Here is a 17,530-nt window from a genome sequence, read left to right on the forward strand (position 1 = left end):
CGGCGCAAGGGTAAGGCCAAAGGTACGGAAAAGACAGGAGACGGTTCATGGGCGGCATGCGTGATCTGGAAGGCAGGCTGGTGACGCTGATCGGCGGCAGCGGCTTTTTCGGGAGTCGGTTGACCCAGGAACTGCTCGGGCGCGGGGCGCGGGTGCGGATCGGGTGTCGCCATGTCGAGCGGGCCTTTGCGATCAAGCCGCTGGCCAATCTGGGGCAGATGCAGGTGGTGCGGCTCGACATGCGGGTCGAGCAGGAGGTGGCCGCGGCCGTTGCGGGGGCTGATGCGGTGGTCAATCTGGTCGGTGCGTTTACCGGCGATCTCGATGCCGTGCAGGGCAGCGGGGCCGGGCGGGTGGCCGCGCTGGCGCGGGCGGCGGGGGTGCAGGGCTTTGTCCAGATTTCGGCGATCGGGGCTGATGCCGGATCGCCGGTGGCCTATGCGCGGACCAAGGCTGCCGGGGAGGTCGCCGTGGCGGCAGCCTTTCCCGGCGCGGCGATCGTGCGGCCTTCGGTCCTGTTCGGGCCCGACGATGCCTTTCTGGGGCTGTTTGCCAAAGTCATCGCGCAGTTTCCGCTCGTGCCGGTGTTTGCGCCCCATGCGCGCTTGCAGCCCTTGTTCGTCGATGATGCGGCGCGCGCGGTGGCGGAAATCGTGGCTGGCTGGCCGGCCCATGCGGGGCGCACGTTCGAACTGGCCGGGCCCGAAGTGGTGACGATGCTCGATCTCAATGTGCGGATCGCGGCGGCGCAAGGGCGCAGGCGGCGGTTTTTGGCCGTACCCGAGGGGCTGGCCGATCTGTTTGCGCGGCTGCCCGGCACGCCTCTGTCGATGGACCAGTTGACCTTGCTGCGGGCGGGGAATGTGGCCAGCGGGGCGTTTCCGGGGCTGGAAGACCTGGAGGTTCCCGCGCGGCCCCTGGGGCTGTTCCTGAAGGCCTGGATGGCGCGGTTTGCGCGGTAAAGGGCGAGAGGGGAGGGCCCCCGGACGTGATCCGGGGCCCTGCTCCGGAAGGTGTCAGGCGTTGACGTCGGCGTAGTGGGTGGGGGGCTGGATCACGTCCATGCGTTCGGAGAGCAGCGGGCGGAAGCTCGGGCGGCTCTTGAACACGGCGTACCAGTCGCGCGCCTGGTCGTGGCCGTTCCAGTCGATCCCGCCCAGATAGTCGGCGACGGAAAGCTGGGCGGCGGCGGTCAGGTCGGCCAGACTCATCGTCGAACCGGCCAGCCACGGGCGATTGTCGATCAGGTGGTCGATATAATAGAGGTGGTCGTGGGCCAGCCGCAGCGCCTCGCGCAGGGCGCGCGAATCGGGGGACTGGCGATAGACCAGCCGCTTCTTCATGCGTTCTTCGAGCAGGGGCATCGTTACGTCGGCGAAGAAGTTTTCGTCGAACAGCGCGACCAGACGGCGGATTTCGGCGCGATTGGCCGCCGTGCCGTTGATCATCGGGTTCTTGTCGCTGGTTTCTTCGAGGTATTCGCAGATCGCCCGGCTGTCGACGAGCGTAAGGCCGCGACCTTCGTCGCGCAGGACGGGGGTGCGCACCGCCGGGTTCAGCTTCTGGAATTCCTCGCGATAGTCCCACGGATTCTCGCGGACGAGTTCATAGGGAATGCCCTTTTCCGCCATCAGCAGGCGAACCTTGCGGCTGAACGGACAGAGGGGAAATTGATAGAGCTGCCACATGCCTTGCTCCATGGACGATGGCGCGGGGCCAAGTCCAGCACTGCGCGCGGGCAAGGGCGATTTTTGCGGGAATGAAGCGGCGAAAGCAGCAGGGGCGGGCCGTTGACGGGGTTGGCCCGCCCCTGCTGACCGGCCTGAAATCCGGTGCTGAAGTCCGGTCGGGGGCTTCAGTGGAACAGGCGCATCCGGTCGCGCAGGACATCGATGGCGATTTTCTCGATCGCGCTGACCGGGCTGTCGGCTTCGAGCAGGAACGCGAGCGAGCGCTGTTTCTGCGCGATCAGGTCGATGGCCTGAAGGATGTCCATGTGGCGCATGGCGATGTCCATGTCGGTGCACAGCCGTGCGCCCAGGTCTTCCACTTCCTGCGACAGTTCGCCCAGAACGATGGCGACTTGGTGACGTGTCGCATCATGGGTCATTGGGGGGCATCTCCGATGAGGGGGTGAGGGAGGCACGGGAACGGCTCCGTGGGAACGCTTGGGGAGGCCTGTGCTGCGGAATCTCAGGCCGCCTCGGCCATCGAATCGCTGTCGGCCAGCGCCGCGAGGTTGAGCACCATGACCATCTTGTCCTCGATCGCGGCCAGGCCATCGAGGAAGGGGACGACGGTGTCGTTGCCCGAAGCGGGCGGCGGGGGCTGCATCGCCTCGTCCGGGACGGTCACGATGTCGCTCACCGAATCGACGATCCAGCCGCCGATCTGCGTGCCCAGCTGGGTCACGATGATCGCGTGGCGCGGGGTCGGTTCGGTCGCGCGCCAGCCCAGCCGGGCGGCCAGATCGACCACCGGCAGCACCGTGCCGCGCAAGTTGACCACGCCGGCCACGTAATGGGGTACACGCGGCAGGCGCGTGGTCGGGGTCCAGGCGCGGATTTCCCGGATGGCCATGATGTCGAGCCCGAAAACCTGGCCCTCCACCTCGAAGGTGATCAACTCGCGGATCATTGAACGTCTCCCGTCATGCTTGGTTGAAAGGTTGAAAGATCAGTGCGACACGCGGCGCACTGCGGCGACGAGCTTGGCCGGATCGAAGGGCTTGACGATCCAGCCGGTGGCCCCGGCGGCGCGCGCGCGGGCCTTCTTTTCTTCCGAGCTTTCGGTGGTGAGCACCAGGATCGGGCGGTCGCGGTGGCGGCTGCCTTCGCGCAGGCGCTCGATCAGCCCGAACCCGTCCAGCCGGGGCATGTTGATGTCGGTGATCACCACGTCGACTTCATTGAGCGCCAGCCAGTCGAGCGCGGCGATGCCGTCTTCGGCCTGCGAGACATCGAAGCCTTGCGAGGTGAGCGCGTGGTTGAGCAGGGCCCGCATCGACGGGCTGTCGTCTACGGTCAGGATACGGGTGGTGGTGGTCATGCGGTGACTCGCTTTTCCATTCAGAAAAAATCGACATCGCCCAGCGCCTTGGCGGGACGAGCGGTGGGTTGCACGGGAGGCGCGAGCCGGTCTTCCACCGTGCGGAGGCGGACCTGACCCGAAGCGGGGCGGAAATCGACGCGGCGGGCCTGGGTTCCGCCCAGATCCTCGCGCATGAGCACGATGCCTTCATCCTTGAGGAAGCGGCGGGCGAACTCGGCGTTGACCGTGCCGATCTTCATCATGTTGCGGTTGACGTTGGCCCCGCCATAGAGATGCGCCTTGAGCTTCGACTTGCGCGCGCCCTTTGCCATCATCTCGTTGACCAGCAGTTCCATCAGATAGAGCCCGTAGTGCTCGTCGAGCGACGACCCGCCATAGCCGGGCGGGGGCTCGGCCAGCAGGAAGTGGTTCATGCCGCCCACGTGGGCTTCGGGATCGTAGAGACAGGTGGCCACACAACTGCCCAGAACGGTGGAATATTCCAGGTTCTTGTCGCCGCTGGCCAGGGCCTGGCCCTGCATCACCGTCACGCGGTCGAGGCCGTGGGGGTGGGGAAGAATGGGTTTGTGAAACATGGGTCAGGCAGCCTTGTGGAAGGCGTGGCGGGCGATATGCCCGATCGGCGCGATGACTTTGGCCGCCCCCAGCGAGATCGCCGCGCGCGGCATGCCAAAGACGGTGCAGGTGGCCTCGTCCTGGGCGATGGTGCGCGCGCCTTTCTGGGCCATGGCCAGCAGGCCCTTGGCCCCGTCCGAGCCCATGCCGGTGAGCAGGATGCCCACCGCCTGGGCGCCGACCAGTTCGGCGACCGAGGCGAACAGCACGTCGACCGAGGGCACATGGCCGGACACCGGCTCGCCGCGTCGCAGCTTGGCATGGAGCTGGCTGGTGCCGCCCACGCCCAGATGGCGATCATCGCCCGGCGCCAGATAGACGTTGCCCTCGCGCAGCGGCATGTCCGGTTCGGCCAGCTGGACGCGCGGCGGGCAATTCTGGTCGAGCGTGCGCGCCACGGCGGGGGCAAAACGCTCGTTGATGTGCTGGACGATCATCGTGGGCGGGCAATCGACGGGGAAATCGCCCAGGAGGGTCTGGAGTGCCTCGACCCCGCCGGTCGACGAGCCGATCGCGATCAGGCGCGGGCGGTCGACGATCGAGAGGCGCGCCTGGCTGGCCACGCGCGCGGTCGAGGCCGCGGGCGGCGGGGCCTGGCGCGGGGCAAAGCGCACCTTGGAGGCCGAGCGGATCATGGCGGCCAGCTGGTCGCCATCGCCAAAGGCGCTGCCCCCGCCACCCAGTTCGCTCTTGGCGAAGCAGTCGACCGCGCCGAGCGCGAGCGCGCGGGCGGTGGTATCGGCGCCCTTCTGCGTCGCGCCCGAGACGATGATCACCGGGGTCGGGCGCAGCTGCATGATCTTTTCGAGGAAATCGAGCCCGTTCATGCCGGGCATTTCCACGTCGAGGGTGACCACGTCGGGGTCCAGCTCGCGGATCATCTGGCGCCCTTCGGCGGCATTGGCGGCGGCGGCCACGACTTCGATGTCGGGCTCGCGCGAGAGCCGGTTGGTGAGGATCGCGCGCATCGTGGGCGAATCCTCGACAATCACCACGCGGATCGTCATGCCGCCCTCCTCTCGTAGATCGTGGGGCCGGTATTGGCCAAAGTGCCCAGCGCCGGGCCGGTCACCCGCTCGCTGTGGCCGATGTAGAGGTGGCCGCCGGGCGGGAGCTTTTCGGCAAAGCGGGCCACCAGCCGTTCCTTGGTCGGGGTGTCGAAATAGATCATGACGTTCCGGCAGAAGATCACGTCGAAGGTGCCGGCCATGGGCCAGTCCCCCAGCAGGTTGAGGTGGCGGAAGCGCAGGAGCGCCTGGGCTTCCGGGGCGATGGTGGCCTCCGCGCCGTCGGGCACGGTCCAGGCGCGGCGCAGGGGCTCGGGCACCGGGTTGAGGTCTTCCTGCCGGTAGCGTGCGGCCTGGGCCTTGGTGATCGCGTGGGTGGCGATGTCGCTGGCCAGCACGCGGATGTCGCGCCGGGCCAGTTGCAGCCCGGCGTTGCGGTCGGGGCCGAGCAGGGTCATGACCAGCGACCAGACTTCCTCGCCGCTCGAACAGCCCGCCGACCACATCCGCACCCGGCCACCGCGTTCGAGCTGTTCGATCAGGCGCGGGCGGATCTCGCGCGCGAAGTGCTCGAAATGGTGCGATTCGCGGTAGAAGAACGTGTGGTTGGTGGTCAGCGCGCAGATCGCGCGGGTCCGCTCGGCGGTGTCCTCGCGGATGCGCATGACATAGGCGGCAAAGGTCTGGCAGCCCGAATCGCGCACCAGCGGGGCCAGGCGCGAATAGACCAGCATCGCCTTGCCCGGCGGCAGCACGATCCCCACCTCGCGGTGGGCGATCTCGCTGATCGCCTGAAAGTCGGCGGCGTCGTAGACCCCCGGACTGACGCCGGGCATCGCGACTTCAAAGGCGGAATGGACGCTCATGCGGCCTGGGCCAATCCGCTGCCGCTGCCAGGGCCGGTGCCGCCACCGGGGCCATGCGGGGCGGGAAGATCGTGGATGCCATGGGCGGCCAGATCGATCTGGCCCAGTTCGGCCATGCTGCGCGCGACGAGACCATCGACATCGACGATCAGCGCAACACGGCCATCGCCAAGGATGGTCGCCCCGGCCACACCCTCGACCGAACGGTAATGGGTGTCGAGGCTCTTGATCACCACCTGACGCTGATCGACGATCGAATCGACCAGCAGCGCGGCGCGGCCCGCGCCTTCGGTTTCCACCACGATCAGCACGCCTTCGGTCGGTGTCTCGACCGCGCCATCGGCATTGACCGCCAGATGGAGCGGGACGACCGGGATGAACCGCCCGCGCACGTTCATCATCGCGCGGTGGTTGCCCAGGCCCTTGATCTCGTCGGGCGAAGGACGCAGCGATTCGACCACGTTGGCGAGCGGAACGACCAGCGTCTGGTCGCCCACGTTGACGACCATGCCATCCGAGATCGCCAGCGTGAGTGGCAGGGTGAGGGTAAACGTGGTGCCCGCGCCCGGCTCGGATTCGATGGTGATGCGCCCGCCCAGTTCCTTCACGTTCTGGCGGACCACGTCCATGCCCACGCCGCGCCCGGAAATGTTCGAGACCACTTGCGCGGTCGAGAAACCCGGCGCGAAGATCAGCAGGTCGATCTCTTCCTTGGTCAGCTGCGCATCGGGCGCGACGAGGCCTTTTTCGATGGCCTTGCCCAGCACGCGTTCGCGGTTGATGCCGCGCCCGTCGTCGGCGATGCGGATCAGGATGCGGCCCGAACGGTGTTCGGCTGAAAGCGTGAGCGTGCCTTCCGCGTTCTTGCCGCAGGCGAGGCGCTCCTCGGGCGTCTCGATGCCGTGGTCGACGGCGTTGCGAATGAGGTGGGTGAGCGGTTCGCCCAGCCGCTCGATCACGGTCTTGTCGAGTTCGGTGCTTTCGCCCGAGACTTCGAGGCGGACATGCTTGCCCGTGCTGGCCGAAAGCTCGCGCAGGATGCGCGGCACGCGGCTGAACACCGAGCCGATCGGCTGGGCGCGAATGGCCATCGCGCTTTCCTGAATGTCGCGGGTGAGGCCGTCGAGCACGGCGATTTCCTCGCTCGCGGCAAGGCCCTCGGTCGAGAGGCGCTGGGCCATCATCGCCTGGGCGATGACCAGCTCGCCCACGGCGTCGATCAGCTTGTCGAGCTTGGACAGTTCGATGCGGATCGACTGGCCGGGCGCGGGCGGGGCGGGCGGCGTGGCGGCGTTGGGATGCTGGGCGGCGGGGGCCGGGTGCGGCGCGGCTGCGGCCGCAGGGGGCGGTGGCGCAGCAGGCTGTGCCGGAGCGGTGGCCGGGGCCGCAGGCGATGACTTGGCGCCGGACTGGGAGGCAACGGGCTGGGTGGCCGGGGTTGCGGGCGCGGATGCTGCCGGGGCGGCCTTGGTCGGCAGGCGCACGGGCGGCATCGTGGCATCGGCGCCAATGGCGATCTCGCAATCGTCGCCGACGAAATCGAAGATGTCGCGAACCGATCCTTCGTCGACCGTGGCGGGCATGCGGAACGTCCAGCCCAGATAGCCGGTGCCCGGATCGAGCGCGTCGAGGTGGGGGACATGGCCCACGTCGCATTCGACGCAGGTGCCGCCCAGTTCGAGCACTTCGCGCAGCATCAGCATCGGTTCGCTGCCGTTGCGCATGGCCCCGGAATGGGTGCGGATCCTGACCAGCCAGGAGCCGCTTTCCTCCTCGCTGTCGCCGTTTTCGGCCCCATTTCCGGCCCCGTTCGCATCGGGGGATGCCATCGCCCCGGCGATGGAATCGAGCATCGAATCGAAATCGATGCCCATGTCGTCGTCATCGCTGTTGCTGGCCGGTTCGGGCGCGGCTGGGACCGGCTCGGGCGTGGCGTGCGCAGCAGGGGCGCTGCCCCCTGCATTGGCAGCCATCGCGGCGGTCAGTTCGGCCTGGAGGGCCACGTCGTCGGGCGTCTTGCCCAGCCCGCGCGCGGCGGCGACATGGTCGCTGAGCGTATCGAGCGCGCGCAGCAGAAGATCGACGAGCGGTTCGGTGATCGGCACGGTGCCGTCGCGCACGTCCGAGAGCAGCGTCTCGAACGTATGGGTGAACCCCTGAAGTGCGATATAGCCGAAGGCGCCCGCGCCCCCCTTGATCGAGTGGACCCCGCGAAAGACCGCGTTAACGGTATCGGCGTCCTGGGTGCCTTCCTTGCAGGCGGCCAGGCCCTGTTCGGCTGCGGCCAGCGATTCCTCGCACTCGGCGAAGAAGATGGCCTGGATTTCCTCGGCGTTCATGCCTCCGCTCCATCGAAAAGTTCGCGCTGGAGGCCGATCTGGGCAGCCGCCTCGCGCAGGGCCGGGGAAGGATCGATCACCGCGCCTTCGCCGCTGCGGCGCGCGCTCACCAGAACCTGGAACATCGCCTGCCCGATCTGGGTGCAGGCGCTGCCATCGATATGAATCGGGCCCGCGCCCAGCGCGGCGACCAGTTCGGGCAAAAGGGCCTCGGCGGCCGCGCGGTCGCAGCGGGGTGGCAGGGTGATCGTGGACATCTTCGGGTCTTCCCCTTTGCGCAAAGGCGTGGGTCAAAGGTGTGAGTCAAAGTCTCGGGTCGTCGCGGTCGTGATCGGAGCCGGTCCCATGGGGCGTGCAAACGGGGGAAAAGCGCCTTGGCGCGGGCCTGTCCGTCCTTGCGCGACGGCATGGGGGCCGGGCGTTCGGGCTAGGCTTAGCGGGCAATCCGAAAAGGGGCGCTTTCCGCCCTCTTAGGGTGAGATACCTAGGCACGGGGATGGAATTTGCACGCGCCTGCACGGGTAAGACCATGGTCAACACCAGATGACCCATGGCGCCGCCTGCGCGGTGGAAGCCCAGACGAAGGTTTTGCGATCCATGCATGAAGCACGTGTTCTTGTGGTGGACGATTCAGCGGCCATGCGCGCGCTGTTCTCGGACATCCTCGACCAGACCAAGAATGTCCGCGTCGTCGGCGCGGCCGCCAGTGCGGCCGATGCGCGCGAGCAGATCGCGGATCTCAAGCCCAACGTGATCACCCTCGATGTCGAAATGCCCGGCATGAGCGGGATCGATTTCCTTGAGGAGATCATGGAAAGCAGCCCGCTGCCCGTGGTCATGCTTTCCAGCCTTACGCAGGCGGGCACCGAAACCTCGCTCAAGGCTTTCGAGCTGGGCGCGGTCGAATGCTTCCCCAAGCCGCTCAAGGCCACGCCCGAACAGTTCGCCAAGACCGTGGGCAAGCTCGGCAAGATCGTGCTGGCCGCTGCCAATAGCAACGTGCGTGACCGCCACAAGCTTCAGGCCAAGCGCGAGGCCGCTGCCGCTGCTGCCGCCGAAGCGCCCCGCTTTGCCTGGAACGGACGCTTCGTGGCGTTCAGCGCCTCGATGGGCGGGATCGATGCACTCACCACGATTCTCGCCGACTGGCCCGATGAATGCCCGCCCACGGTGATCTGCCTCCAGACCGAACCGATGCTGGCCGAAACCTTCATCAAGCGCCTCGACGCCGACCTCAAGTGCTCGGTCAAGATTGCGCGCGATGGCGCCCCACTGGCGCAGGGCACGATCCACATCGCCGCCGATCCCGAGCGCCATGTCGTCGTCGAGCCCGGCCAGCCGCCCAAGATCCGCCTGATGGAACGCGAGCCGGTCGAAGGCGCGCGGCCTTCGGCCAACCTGCTCTACGGCTCGATCGCCCGCGCGGGCATTCCGGCGGTCGGCGCGCTGCTGACGGGCATGGGCAACGATGGTGCCAAGGGCCTCAAGCTCCTCCACGACAGCGGCATGGACACGCTGGTGCAGGACCCGAGGAGCGCGCTCGTCAGCGAGGCCCCGGCCGCAGCCATCGCCCTCGATCCCAGCGTCGCGCAAGTCCCGCTCGACGATCTGGGCGAGCGCGTGATTGGCCTGTGCAACCAGAGTTGAGGGGACCTGCGTTCTTTGGTGAAGCGCTTTTGGGCGAACGCCCCGGACCCGATCCGGGGCGTTTTTCATGTCCGGGGAGGCGGGCAAACCATGTCTGTCCAAAAAGAAAGGCCCGGCGCCGTGGCGCGCCGGGCCTTTTCCGCAAGGACACAGCCAGAAGGGGTCAGCTGGCCATCATCGCCTGGCGGATTTCGAGAAAGTCGGTGCGGATCGTCTCGATCCCCTTGGGGTTGAACTGGAGCGCGCTGTCGAGCACCGCGCGCCGCGCCGACTGGTAGAGCTGGATCAGCGCCTCGCCCGCCGGGCTGGTGCTGTCGACCCCCATCTGGAGCGCGGTGAGCGCCGAGACCGCGCGGGTGAGCGCGGCGCTCTTGGCGGCATTGTCGCCGCTCTTGTGGGCATAGATCGCCCGGCCGAGCGAGCCGGCCACCTGTTCGAGGCACAAGTCGACCAGCTGGCGCGGGTTGGCGCCCTTGACCCGTGCCTCGAAATCGACGCGGCGATAGGCCTCGCCCGGATCGCGCAAGGGCCGCATGTCAGTTCCCCGACTTGCCGTTCCAGGCGGTGATCTGCGCCTGGAGGAACGAGAGCGTGGACTGCGAGGACGAGACCCGCGAGGCCAGCTGGGCATAACGGCTGACCAGTTGCGTGCGCAGGGTTTCCTGCTTGGTCTGGAGGTCGCTCAACTGCTCGGTCAGGCTGGTCTGCCGCGTGCCGAGCGCGGTGATCACCCCGCCCAGCGAGCCCGGATCGCTGACCGAGGAGACCGACCGCGCCATGGAATCGAACGTCGCATAGACGCCGTAGAGCCCGTTGGTGAACATCGCGGCGGTGCCATCCGGGCTTGCGGTCATGGTTTTGTTCAGGACCGCGCTGTCGAGCGCGAAAGTGCCGTTGCGGTTGATCTTGAGGCCCAGGTCGCCCAGCGTGGAAGGCTGGCCGGGCGTGGCATTGGGCATGACCACCCGGCTCGACAGCGAGCTGAGCATCTGGCGCAGCGCGCGCGCGCCGGCATTGTTGGTGAGCGAGCCGGTATGGCGGTCGGTGTCGCTGTTGAGCTGGGTGACGATCTGGTTGAGCGCCTCGACAAGGTCGTTCATCGCCGTCTGCACCGCGCTGGCAGGGTCCGAATAGGAGATCGTCGTGGGCGATCCCGCATTCGTCCCGGTCAGCTTGAGGGTGAGGCCGGGCGCGGCATCGGTGATCGTGTTCGAGGTCGAGGTGCGCGCGACGCCATCGAGGACATAGGCCGCGTCCGTGGCGGTCGACTTGAGCTGGCTGGCCGCACCCGTGGCCGCGCTCCAGTTGAAGGCGGCCAGCGTGGTGTAGCCGGCATCGGGCGTGGTTTCGATCTGGAAACCGTTGGCCGCGCCATCGGCGCCGCGCAGCACGAGTTGCGCGCCGTTCGCGCCCGTGGCGACATAGGCGCTCACGCCCGCGCCCGAAGCGTTGATCTTCTGCGCGAGCGTGCCCAGCGTGTCGCTGCTGGTGACGGCGATGTCGACTTGCGCGCGGCTGGTATCGGCCGAAAAGCTGGTGCCGCTCACCGTGCCAAAGCGCAAGGTGAACGTGCCCGCGCCGACCGCGCTGGTCGAGGCGGCCAGGGTCGGTCCGGTCAGGGTCTGGCCCTTGGCCAGCGCGGTGACTTCGAGCGTCGAGGTGCCACTGCCCGAAAGGGTGCCCTTGCTGACCGTGGCGACCGAGGCATTGGTGATCACCGGGGTCACCGCAAGATCGCCCTCGCGCACGCGCGTGCCCAGCGAACTGGCCAGCGTGCTCATCATCGACTTGAGCGTCGAGGCCGCCGAGATCTGGGTGGTGATCTTGTCCTGCTTGGCCGTGACCGCGTCGATCCGCGACGCGAACTGCGCCGCCGAAAGCTGCTCGGCCAGGCCCGAGGTGTTGATCGTGCTGCTGCCCAGCGATGCCAGCAACTGGGCCGTGGCTGACGACGAGGACGTGGCCGAGATGGCCGCAGTGGTCGAGCTGGTGGGGGAGGTAGCCATGTGGTCGAGGACGACCGGGATTATCGCTTTTTAAGAGCCCGACCCAAAAGTCCTTCGGGTCGGTTTGGCGGGTCTTTTGTGCCACCACGGCGTCGGCTGTTCGCCACGATGCCTCCAGCATCGCTGGGCTCTCAGCCTTCTTGTGGTGACCCAAAATCCCTCGCCAAACCTCCGCCGCCCGACTTTTGGGTCGGGCTCTAAGGGGTTGGCCCGATCTTTTCAGGCCTGTTTTTTGCCGGAAAGCGATGTTTCGGGCCGCCCCTCGGCATCGAAGCGGAGCTTGTCTTATGAGAATTCCCGGCTCCTGAGGCAAAAGGGAGCCACAACCCGGCACCGCAGCTGCGGTGCCGGGTTGTGGCGGAGGCGGCGCCGTGCGGAGCTTGGTCTTGCAGGACCGCGGTCGAGTTTGGCGAGCCTCCGTCTTTTCTTACGACCTGAACGGATACGTGGGCTCCGGGCCCGAACGACAAGCAAAGGTAGAAAGAAGAGATGGCCAAGGATACCATCGGGATCGACGTGTCGAAAGACCGCCTGGATGCGTTTTGGCATTCCCAAGACGCAGCACTCAGCCTGCCCAACACGGTTGAGGGTTTCGCCCAGCTATGCACATGGCTGGGTAAGAATAAGGGGGTGTTGGTCGTTTTCGAGGCGACCGGCGCATATCATCGTGGGCTTGAACGATACCTCAGCTTGGCGGGGCAGCCTTTCATCAAGGTCAATCCGAAGCAAGCGCGGCGCTTTGCTCAGGCTATCGGCCGTCTGGCCAAGACCGACAGCGTTGATGCCAGGATGTTGGCACGAATGGGCGTGGTCCTTGATCTGGCCCCACAAGGCATTGAAGGCGAAGATATTCATGATCTCAGAGAGTTGCTGACAGCTAGGCGGGCCATGGTCAAAGATCAGATCACCGCAAAGACGCGTCTCGCCACAGCGAGCAACCCGCTTGTGAAGGACCAACTTTGCCGCCGGATCGATGACATCGACACGGACATCAAAGCCCTGGATCAAGTGATTGCGCAGATCGCTCAGCAGCGTGGCACCCTTGATGAGCGCATCAGACGCCTCATGACCATTCCCGGGATCGGCAGATTGACCGCGACCACGTTGGTGATCGACATGCCAGAGCTTGGACATCTCGACAGCAAAAAGATCGCCGCTCTGGCTGGGCTTGCGCCTATGACGCAACAGTCAGGCAAGTGGCAAGGCAAAGAGCGGATTATTGGTGGTAGGGCATCACTTCGACGGGCAATTTACATGCCTGCGTTGGTTGCCATTCGCTTCAATCATGATTTCCGTGACAAATATCAGCAGTTCGTAAATGCAGGGAAAGCAAAGAAGGTGGCTATCACCGCCGTCATGCGGCGCATCATCGTTCTGGCAAACACGTTGTTGCGTGAAGGACGCGATTGGCAACCTGTTCGCCCTTGACCAAGACGGATACTCGACCGGCACATCGACCATCGGCGCGCCGGGCGTTTCGCCGCGCTTGAGCGAGAGGACGAAGGCCAGAACCGCGGCAATCGGGGCGTAGAGTTCCTCGCGGATCATCTGCCGCTCGCGCGTGGTATAATAGACCGAGCGGGCGAGCGCGGGATATTCGAGCGTGGGCAGGTCGAGTTCGGCGGCCAGTTCGCGCATGGCCAGCGCCTTTTCGCCGCGCCCCTTGGCCAGCACGACGGGCGCGGGCGCGATGGCCGGGTCATAGGTCATCGCCACGGCGAAATGGGTGGGGTTGGTGATCACGAACTGCGCTTCGCGCATGGCCTTGTTGACCCCGGCCATGGCGATCTGGCGCTGGCGCCCGCGGATCGCGGCCTTGCGCTCGGGCGAGCCTTCGCTTTCCTTGGTTTCGTCGCGAATGTCCTGAAGGCTCATGCGCAGGCGCAGGAAGCGGCGGATCCACTGGATCGGAAAATCGATCAGCGCGATCAGCACCAGCCCCGTGGCCAGCACCACCAGCAGCGAGAGCATCGCCCCCCAGGCATAGGCGAGCTGTCCGGCCAGCGCCCCTTGCGTGATCTGCCCGCCGCCCAGCCCGACGACCTGCCCGACCCGCCCGCGCATCCAGAAATAGCCGAGCGTGCCCAGCAGGGCGACTTTGGCCAGCCCCTTGCCCAGTTCGATCAGCCCTTGCGCGCCGAACATCCGCGCTAGCCCGCGTGCCGGATCGAGCCGCGAGCCCTTGGGCATCAGGTTGCCCGCGTTCCATCGCCCGCTCGAAAACCCCAGTTGCGAAGCCAGCGCCACCCCCATCAGCGCCACGCCCAGCAGCAGCACCGGAGGCAGCACGCCCATCAGCGCCGCGCCCACGCGCTGGGCCGGGTCGAAATGGTCGATGGTGTCGCGGTCCCACGAAAAGCCTGCCCGTGCGATCGTGCCCAGTTCGGCCAGAACCAGCGGCCCTGCCAGCCAGAGCCAGCCGATGGCGGTGAACACGCCCACCGCCGTTCCCAGCTCGCGCGAGCGCAGCACGTCGCCGTTTTGCGCGGCATCGCGCTTGCGCTTTTCGGTTGGCGCGAATGTCTTTTCGCCGCTGTCCTCGCCCGCCATGGCGTCAGCCCTTTGCCGGCAGCGGGGCCAGCATGGCCTGTGCCTGTCCCAGCGCCAGCGCCACCACGTCGCCCATGGCATCGGCCACCAGCGGCGCGGAGGCGACCAGCCCGGCCAACCCGGCCAGCATCCCCAGCGGCAGGCCCAGCGCAAAGATGTTGAGGCTGGGCGCCGAGCGCGCGAGTACCCCGAACATGACCTGCACCAGCAGCAGCAGCAGGACCACCGGCAGCGCCAGCACCAGCGCCGAGACGAACATCTGCGCGCCAAAGGCGGCCATGATCCCCATGCGGTCGGGCGTGAACCAGCCCCCGCCGGGCGGGAACGCGCGATAGCTGTCGACCAGCAGGGCAAACCATTGCAGGTGCGCGCCCAGCGCGAGGAAGATCACGGTCAGCACGACGGTGAAATATTGCCCGAGTGCGGGCGAATGCGCGCCCGAGAGCGGATCGGCGGCGGTCGCGATGGACAGGCCCATGCTCGCCCCGATCATCTCGGCGGCGATCACCGGCGCGGCAAAGGCAAATTGCAGGGCAAAGCCCAGCGCCAGCCCGATCACGATCTCGCCACAGGTATCGAGCAGGCCGGGCAGCGAAAACAGCGCGGGCGGCGCAGGGATCGCGGTCCACGCGCAGAGCATCACCGCAAGGGCCCCTGCCAGCACGACCCGCACTTGCGCGGGCACTTGCGCGCTGCCGAACAGGGGTGCGGCAAACAGCGCCGCCCCGCAGCGGGTCATCAGGAAGACCATCCGCCAGAATTCGGCCTCCAGCGGGCCGAAGCCGAAGTTCATCTGGATCATGGCGCGCGCTTCCGTCAGTTGCCCAGCGTGGCGATCTGGTCGAACAGGTCTTTCATGAAGTCCTCGACCAGCCCGAGCATGGCCCCGCCCAGCAGCACCAGCACGAGGGCCGTCACCGCCAGCTTGGGCACGAACGTGAGAGTCTGTTCGTTGACCGAGGTGGCCGCCTGAATGATCCCGACCACCAGCCCCACCGCGAGGCTGGCGAGGAGGACGGGCGCGGCGACGAGCGCGGTGATCCACAGCATGCGGTCGGCCAGCGCCAGCAAGGTTGCGGTATCGTCCATCTCACGAAAAACTCGCCGCAAGGCTGCCCATCATCAGCGCCCAGCCATCGACCAGCACGAAGAGCAGCAGCTTGAAGGGCATCGAGACGACCGTTGGCGACATCATCATCATCCCCAGGCTCATCAGCACCGAGGAGACCACCAGGTCGATCACCAGAAACGGCAGGAACAGCATGAACCCGATCTGGAACGCGGTTTTCAGCTCGCTGGTGACGAAGGCGGGCAGCAGGATCGAAAACGGGATCGCCTGCGGCCCGGCAAAGCGCGGGGCCCTGGCCATCGTCGAAAACATCGCAAGGTCGCGCTCGCGCGTCTGGCGGACCATGAAGGCGTGGAATTCCATCCCCGCCGCGCCAATGGCCTGTTCGGCGCCCAGTGTCCCGGCAGCATAAGGCTGGATGGCGTTGGCGTTCACCCGGTCGAGCGTGGGGGCCATGACGAACAGCGAGAGGAACAGCGACAGCCCGATCAGGATCTGGTTGGGCGGCGATTGCTGAAGGCCCAGCGCCGTGCGCAGGATCGAGAGCACGACGAGAATGCGCGTGAAACTCGTCATCATCAGGATCAGCGAGGGCAGGATCGTGAGCAGGCCCATGATCAGCAGCAGTTGCAGCGAGAGCGACAGGCTCCCTTGCGACTGCGCCCCGGCGATCTGCGAAAACGCGCGGTCGAGCGCGCCGGGGATGGCCGTCACCCCCGGTGCGCTGGCCGGAGTGCCGGAAGGCGCGGTGGTCGCGGCGCTCTGGGCCAGCGCGGAGAGCGGCGCGACCAGCACGATGAGCGCGGCAGTCCATGCGGCCAGCGAAAGCGCGCGCTTCATGCCTTCGGCTCCTGCTGGCGCGCGGGGGCTTCGGCCAGACGGACCAGCCCGCTGCGCGAACTGGCGACCAGAATTTCGCGATCATGGAAGGCGATCACCGCCAGACGCTGGGTGGGCGAGAGCATCTGCGTCTCGATCACCTTGACCGTGCGCTCGCCCGCAGGCGTGCCAAAGCGGCCCTCGAAGCGCCGCACCAGCCGCAGCGAGCCATAGGCCAGCCCCGCAATCAGCGGCAGGACCAGCGCCAGCTTGACCAGATACCAGAGCATCAGGCGTCCTCTCCGCTGCCCTTGGGCGCAGCCTTGGCGCCCGGCCATGCCGCTGCCGGGGAGGCTGGCGAGGCTGGCGTCTCGCTGCCGGCCAGTTCGACGATGCGCAGGCCGAACCGGTCGCCCTGGGCGACCACTTCGCCGCGCGCGATCAGCTTGCCGTTGACCATCACGTCGAGCAGCTCGTCGGTCAGCCGGTCGAGCATGACCACGCTTTCCTCGTTCAAGGCCAGCACGTCCTTGAGCGTCATCTCGGTCCGGCCCAGTTCGACGGTGAGGCGCACGTCGACATCCTTGAGGAAGTCGAAACCGCGCGGTTGAAAGGACATCGTTGCAATCCCCTGAAAGAAGAGAAAAAATCAGAATGCGTGGGTGAGCTGGACGGCCAGGCGGTCGTCCAGCGCGCCCACGGTGCCGTGGGCAATGGTCTGTCCGCCCACCCGCACGGGCACCGCGCGCGCCACCGGCACGGGCAGGATCTGCCCGACTTCGAGCGCGGAAATCGCCGCGAGCGGCAGGCGGATGTCGACCAGCACGGCGCTGACCATCAGCGGCACTTGCGCAAAAGGCTGGGCCATCGGGCTGGCGGGCGGATGGTCGATTCCGGCAGGCGGGCGGTCGCCGTTGCCAAAGAAGGCGGCCAGCGTGTCGTAGGGAAAGGCCATCTCGATCGACCAGGGCGCGCGGCCGGGCTCGTTGACCGAGAATTCGAGCGCGACGATGGGTTCGTCGTTGGCGAACGGGGCGAGGTGGTCGATATGGCCCTCGCGGCGCAGCGGGCGGATCGCCCCGGTGCCATCGGCCCCCAGCGCCGCGCCGAGGCGGGCGGCCAGCATGGCCTCGATCTTCTGGACCATCAGTTCGCCCGAAAGCGGCAGTTCGCGCGGGAGCTGCGCGGGGGCGACCCCGGTGCCGCCAAACGTGCGGTCGACCAGCCGCAGCACGGCCTCGCCCGCGATCATCCCCAGAATGCGATTGTTGGCAGGGCCCGCGCCATAGAGCGTATAGGCGCCCAGATTGCGGTGCCCCATGACCTGCATGGTGGCATAGTCGGAATAGACGGTACGTTCCGGGCGGTTGCATTCGACGTTGGGTTCCTCGCCACCCAGCAGGGTGGCCAGCGCGCCGGCCAGTTCGCGGGTGAGCCGCTCCGACGTGCGCGTGAGCGCGGACACCAGCTCCGACTGGGCCGGGCCGGGCGGCAGGAGCTGGGTGCAGTGGCGTGCCACCACCCGCTCGGCCACGAATTCGCGTTCAGGCTTCATCGCCTA

The 17,530-nt window shown here is 67.1% G+C and carries 20 protein-coding genes and 1 pseudogene; 3 read left to right on the top strand and 18 right to left on the bottom strand.

Translation table 11 applies throughout. From position 1 onward, the window contains the following. The first annotated feature begins 47 nt into the window (after positions 1-47). Positions 48-962, top strand: coding sequence for an NAD(P)H-binding protein (locus tag SBI20_RS12805; protein ID WP_317975384.1), 915 nt, complete (start codon positions 48-50; stop codon positions 960-962). A gap of 54 nt (positions 963-1,016) precedes the next feature. On the opposite strand, the gene SBI20_RS12810 is transcribed toward SBI20_RS12805, so the two are convergent. The 9 genes from SBI20_RS12810 to SBI20_RS12850 form a co-directional block, all read right to left on the bottom strand. Continuing rightward, on the bottom strand, positions 1,017-1,688 hold the full coding sequence (locus tag SBI20_RS12810) for a glutathione S-transferase family protein (protein ID WP_317975385.1): 672 nt from the start codon (positions 1,686-1,688) through the stop codon (positions 1,017-1,019). 167 nt (positions 1,689-1,855) lie between these two features. Further along, positions 1,856-2,110, bottom strand: coding sequence for a hypothetical protein (locus SBI20_RS12815; protein ID WP_317975386.1), 255 nt, complete (start codon positions 2,108-2,110; stop codon positions 1,856-1,858). Between the two features lie 83 nt (positions 2,111-2,193). Next, complete coding sequence (locus SBI20_RS12820) at positions 2,194-2,637, bottom strand: chemotaxis protein CheW (RefSeq protein ID WP_317975387.1); 444 nt, start codon at positions 2,635-2,637, stop codon at positions 2,194-2,196. 39 nt (positions 2,638-2,676) lie between these two features. Then, positions 2,677-3,048 carry a response regulator gene (locus tag SBI20_RS12825; protein ID WP_022677527.1) on the bottom strand — a complete coding sequence of 124 codons (372 nt, stop codon included), beginning with the start codon at positions 3,046-3,048 and terminating at the stop codon, positions 2,677-2,679. A 20-nt stretch (positions 3,049-3,068) separates the two neighbouring features. Then, a complete protein-coding gene (locus SBI20_RS12830) occupies positions 3,069-3,626 on the bottom strand; it encodes a chemotaxis protein CheD (protein ID WP_317975388.1) in 558 nt (185 codons plus the stop codon). 3 nt (positions 3,627-3,629) lie between these two features. Further along, positions 3,630-4,673, bottom strand: coding sequence for a protein-glutamate methylesterase/protein-glutamine glutaminase (locus tag SBI20_RS12835; protein WP_317975389.1), 1,044 nt, complete (start codon positions 4,671-4,673; stop codon positions 3,630-3,632). After that, a complete protein-coding gene (locus SBI20_RS12840) occupies positions 4,670-5,539 on the bottom strand; it encodes a CheR family methyltransferase (RefSeq protein WP_317975390.1) in 870 nt (289 codons plus the stop codon). Before SBI20_RS12840 ends, SBI20_RS12835 begins: the two co-directional genes overlap by 4 nt. Beyond that, complete coding sequence (locus tag SBI20_RS12845; RefSeq protein WP_317975391.1) at positions 5,536-7,878, bottom strand: chemotaxis protein CheA; 2,343 nt, start codon at positions 7,876-7,878, stop codon at positions 5,536-5,538. The genes SBI20_RS12840 and SBI20_RS12845 overlap by 4 nt, the downstream gene beginning before the upstream one ends. After that, a complete protein-coding gene (locus SBI20_RS12850) occupies positions 7,875-8,135 on the bottom strand; it encodes an STAS domain-containing protein (protein WP_317975392.1) in 261 nt (86 codons plus the stop codon). The genes SBI20_RS12845 and SBI20_RS12850 overlap by 4 nt, the downstream gene beginning before the upstream one ends. Positions 8,136-8,475: 340 nt before the next feature. Here SBI20_RS12850 and SBI20_RS12855 point away from each other — a divergent pair, with 340 nt between their 5' ends. Further along, positions 8,476-9,525: a chemotaxis protein CheB gene (locus SBI20_RS12855; protein WP_317975393.1), complete on the top strand. Its 1,050-nt coding sequence runs from the start codon at positions 8,476-8,478 to the stop codon at positions 9,523-9,525. A 163-nt stretch (positions 9,526-9,688) separates the two neighbouring features. Here SBI20_RS12855 and SBI20_RS12860 read toward each other — a convergent pair whose 3' ends face one another. Together SBI20_RS12860 and fliD are read right to left on the bottom strand one after the other, a co-directional pair. Then, positions 9,689-10,060 (bottom strand): flagellar export chaperone FliS, encoded by a 372-nt coding sequence (locus SBI20_RS12860; RefSeq protein WP_317975394.1) that lies wholly within the window; start codon positions 10,058-10,060, stop codon positions 9,689-9,691. Between the two features lies 1 nt (position 10,061). Then, positions 10,062-11,531, bottom strand: a complete 1,470-nt coding sequence (gene fliD, locus SBI20_RS12865) for a flagellar filament capping protein FliD (RefSeq protein WP_317975395.1) — start codon at positions 11,529-11,531, stop codon at positions 10,062-10,064. A 489-nt stretch (positions 11,532-12,020) separates the two neighbouring features. On the opposite strand from fliD, the pseudogene SBI20_RS12870 reads away from it, so the two are divergent. Then, positions 12,021-12,875 (top strand): annotated as a pseudogene (locus SBI20_RS12870) (IS110 family transposase); the annotation flags it as partial. Here the strand turns inward: SBI20_RS12870 and SBI20_RS12875 are convergent. Genes SBI20_RS12875 through SBI20_RS12905 form a run of 7 tightly spaced genes read right to left on the bottom strand, consistent with a single transcriptional unit; the run spans position 12,765 to position 17,524 of the window. Beyond that, positions 12,765-14,081 (bottom strand): EscU/YscU/HrcU family type III secretion system export apparatus switch protein, encoded by a 1,317-nt coding sequence (locus tag SBI20_RS12875; RefSeq protein WP_317975396.1) that lies wholly within the window; start codon positions 14,079-14,081, stop codon positions 12,765-12,767. The pseudogene SBI20_RS12870 and the gene SBI20_RS12875 sit on opposite strands and share 111 nt — an antisense overlap. 4 nt (positions 14,082-14,085) lie before the next feature. Then, a complete protein-coding gene (fliR, locus tag SBI20_RS12880; protein ID WP_317975397.1) occupies positions 14,086-14,883 on the bottom strand; it encodes a flagellar biosynthetic protein FliR in 798 nt (265 codons plus the stop codon). Between the two features lie 14 nt (positions 14,884-14,897). Next, positions 14,898-15,170: a flagellar biosynthesis protein FliQ gene (gene fliQ, locus SBI20_RS12885; protein ID WP_317975398.1), complete on the bottom strand. Its 273-nt coding sequence runs from the start codon at positions 15,168-15,170 to the stop codon at positions 14,898-14,900. Between the two features lies 1 nt (position 15,171). Further along, the gene (gene fliP / locus SBI20_RS12890) at positions 15,172-15,990 is read right to left on the bottom strand and encodes a flagellar type III secretion system pore protein FliP (protein WP_317975399.1); all 819 of its coding nucleotides are present in this window, start codon (positions 15,988-15,990) and stop codon (positions 15,172-15,174) included. Beyond that, positions 15,987-16,259 carry a flagellar biosynthetic protein FliO gene (locus tag SBI20_RS12895; RefSeq protein ID WP_317975400.1) on the bottom strand — a complete coding sequence of 91 codons (273 nt, stop codon included), beginning with the start codon at positions 16,257-16,259 and terminating at the stop codon, positions 15,987-15,989. Before SBI20_RS12895 ends, fliP begins: the two co-directional genes overlap by 4 nt. After that, the gene (fliN, locus tag SBI20_RS12900) at positions 16,259-16,588 is read right to left on the bottom strand and encodes a flagellar motor switch protein FliN (RefSeq protein WP_317975401.1); all 330 of its coding nucleotides are present in this window, start codon (positions 16,586-16,588) and stop codon (positions 16,259-16,261) included. Before fliN ends, SBI20_RS12895 begins: the two co-directional genes overlap by 1 nt. A 30-nt stretch (positions 16,589-16,618) precedes the next feature. Continuing rightward, on the bottom strand, positions 16,619-17,524 hold the full coding sequence (locus SBI20_RS12905; protein ID WP_317975402.1) for a FliM/FliN family flagellar motor switch protein: 906 nt from the start codon (positions 17,522-17,524) through the stop codon (positions 16,619-16,621). Positions 17,525-17,530: the final 6 nt, after the last annotated feature.

Source organism: Novosphingobium sp. IK01 (assembly GCF_033242265.1).
GTDB lineage: Bacteria > Pseudomonadota > Alphaproteobacteria > Sphingomonadales > Sphingomonadaceae > Novosphingobium > Novosphingobium pituita.

What these genes read in the sequence shown, in the direction of transcription:
- SBI20_RS12895 (WP_317975400.1), bottom strand. Translation starts at nt 16,259, where the DNA reads ATGCTCTGGTATCTGGTCAAGCTGGCGCTGGTCCTGCCGCTGATTGCG.
- SBI20_RS12830 (WP_317975388.1), bottom strand. Translation starts at nt 3,626, where the DNA reads ATGTTTCACAAACCCATTCTTCCCCACCCCCACGGCCTCGACCGCGTG.
- fliD (WP_317975395.1), bottom strand. Translation starts at nt 11,531, where the DNA reads ATGGCTACCTCCCCCACCAGCTCGACCACTGCGGCCATCTCGGCCACG.
- SBI20_RS12820 (WP_317975387.1), bottom strand. Translation starts at nt 2,637, where the DNA reads ATGATCCGCGAGTTGATCACCTTCGAGGTGGAGGGCCAGGTTTTCGGG.
- SBI20_RS12850 (WP_317975392.1), bottom strand. Translation starts at nt 8,135, where the DNA reads ATGTCCACGATCACCCTGCCACCCCGCTGCGACCGCGCGGCCGCCGAG.
- SBI20_RS12860 (WP_317975394.1), bottom strand. Translation starts at nt 10,060, where the DNA reads ATGCGGCCCTTGCGCGATCCGGGCGAGGCCTATCGCCGCGTCGATTTC.
- SBI20_RS12905 (WP_317975402.1), bottom strand. Translation starts at nt 17,524, where the DNA reads ATGAAGCCTGAACGCGAATTCGTGGCCGAGCGGGTGGTGGCACGCCAC.
- SBI20_RS12835 (WP_317975389.1), bottom strand. Translation starts at nt 4,673, where the DNA reads ATGACGATCCGCGTGGTGATTGTCGAGGATTCGCCCACGATGCGCGCG.
- SBI20_RS12840 (WP_317975390.1), bottom strand. Translation starts at nt 5,539, where the DNA reads ATGAGCGTCCATTCCGCCTTTGAAGTCGCGATGCCCGGCGTCAGTCCG.
- SBI20_RS12815 (WP_317975386.1), bottom strand. Translation starts at nt 2,110, where the DNA reads ATGACCCATGATGCGACACGTCACCAAGTCGCCATCGTTCTGGGCGAA.
- SBI20_RS12855 (WP_317975393.1), top strand. Translation starts at nt 8,476, where the DNA reads ATGCATGAAGCACGTGTTCTTGTGGTGGACGATTCAGCGGCCATGCGC.
- SBI20_RS12805 (WP_317975384.1), top strand. Translation starts at nt 48, where the DNA reads ATGGGCGGCATGCGTGATCTGGAAGGCAGGCTGGTGACGCTGATCGGC.
- SBI20_RS12875 (WP_317975396.1), bottom strand. Translation starts at nt 14,081, where the DNA reads ATGGCGGGCGAGGACAGCGGCGAAAAGACATTCGCGCCAACCGAAAAG.
- SBI20_RS12810 (WP_317975385.1), bottom strand. Translation starts at nt 1,688, where the DNA reads ATGTGGCAGCTCTATCAATTTCCCCTCTGTCCGTTCAGCCGCAAGGTT.
- SBI20_RS12825 (WP_022677527.1), bottom strand. Translation starts at nt 3,048, where the DNA reads ATGACCACCACCACCCGTATCCTGACCGTAGACGACAGCCCGTCGATG.
- fliQ (WP_317975398.1), bottom strand. Translation starts at nt 15,170, where the DNA reads ATGGACGATACCGCAACCTTGCTGGCGCTGGCCGACCGCATGCTGTGG.
- fliR (WP_317975397.1), bottom strand. Translation starts at nt 14,883, where the DNA reads ATGATCCAGATGAACTTCGGCTTCGGCCCGCTGGAGGCCGAATTCTGG.
- fliP (WP_317975399.1), bottom strand. Translation starts at nt 15,990, where the DNA reads ATGAAGCGCGCGCTTTCGCTGGCCGCATGGACTGCCGCGCTCATCGTG.
- SBI20_RS12845 (WP_317975391.1), bottom strand. Translation starts at nt 7,878, where the DNA reads ATGAACGCCGAGGAAATCCAGGCCATCTTCTTCGCCGAGTGCGAGGAA.
- fliN (WP_317975401.1), bottom strand. Translation starts at nt 16,588, where the DNA reads ATGTCCTTTCAACCGCGCGGTTTCGACTTCCTCAAGGATGTCGACGTG.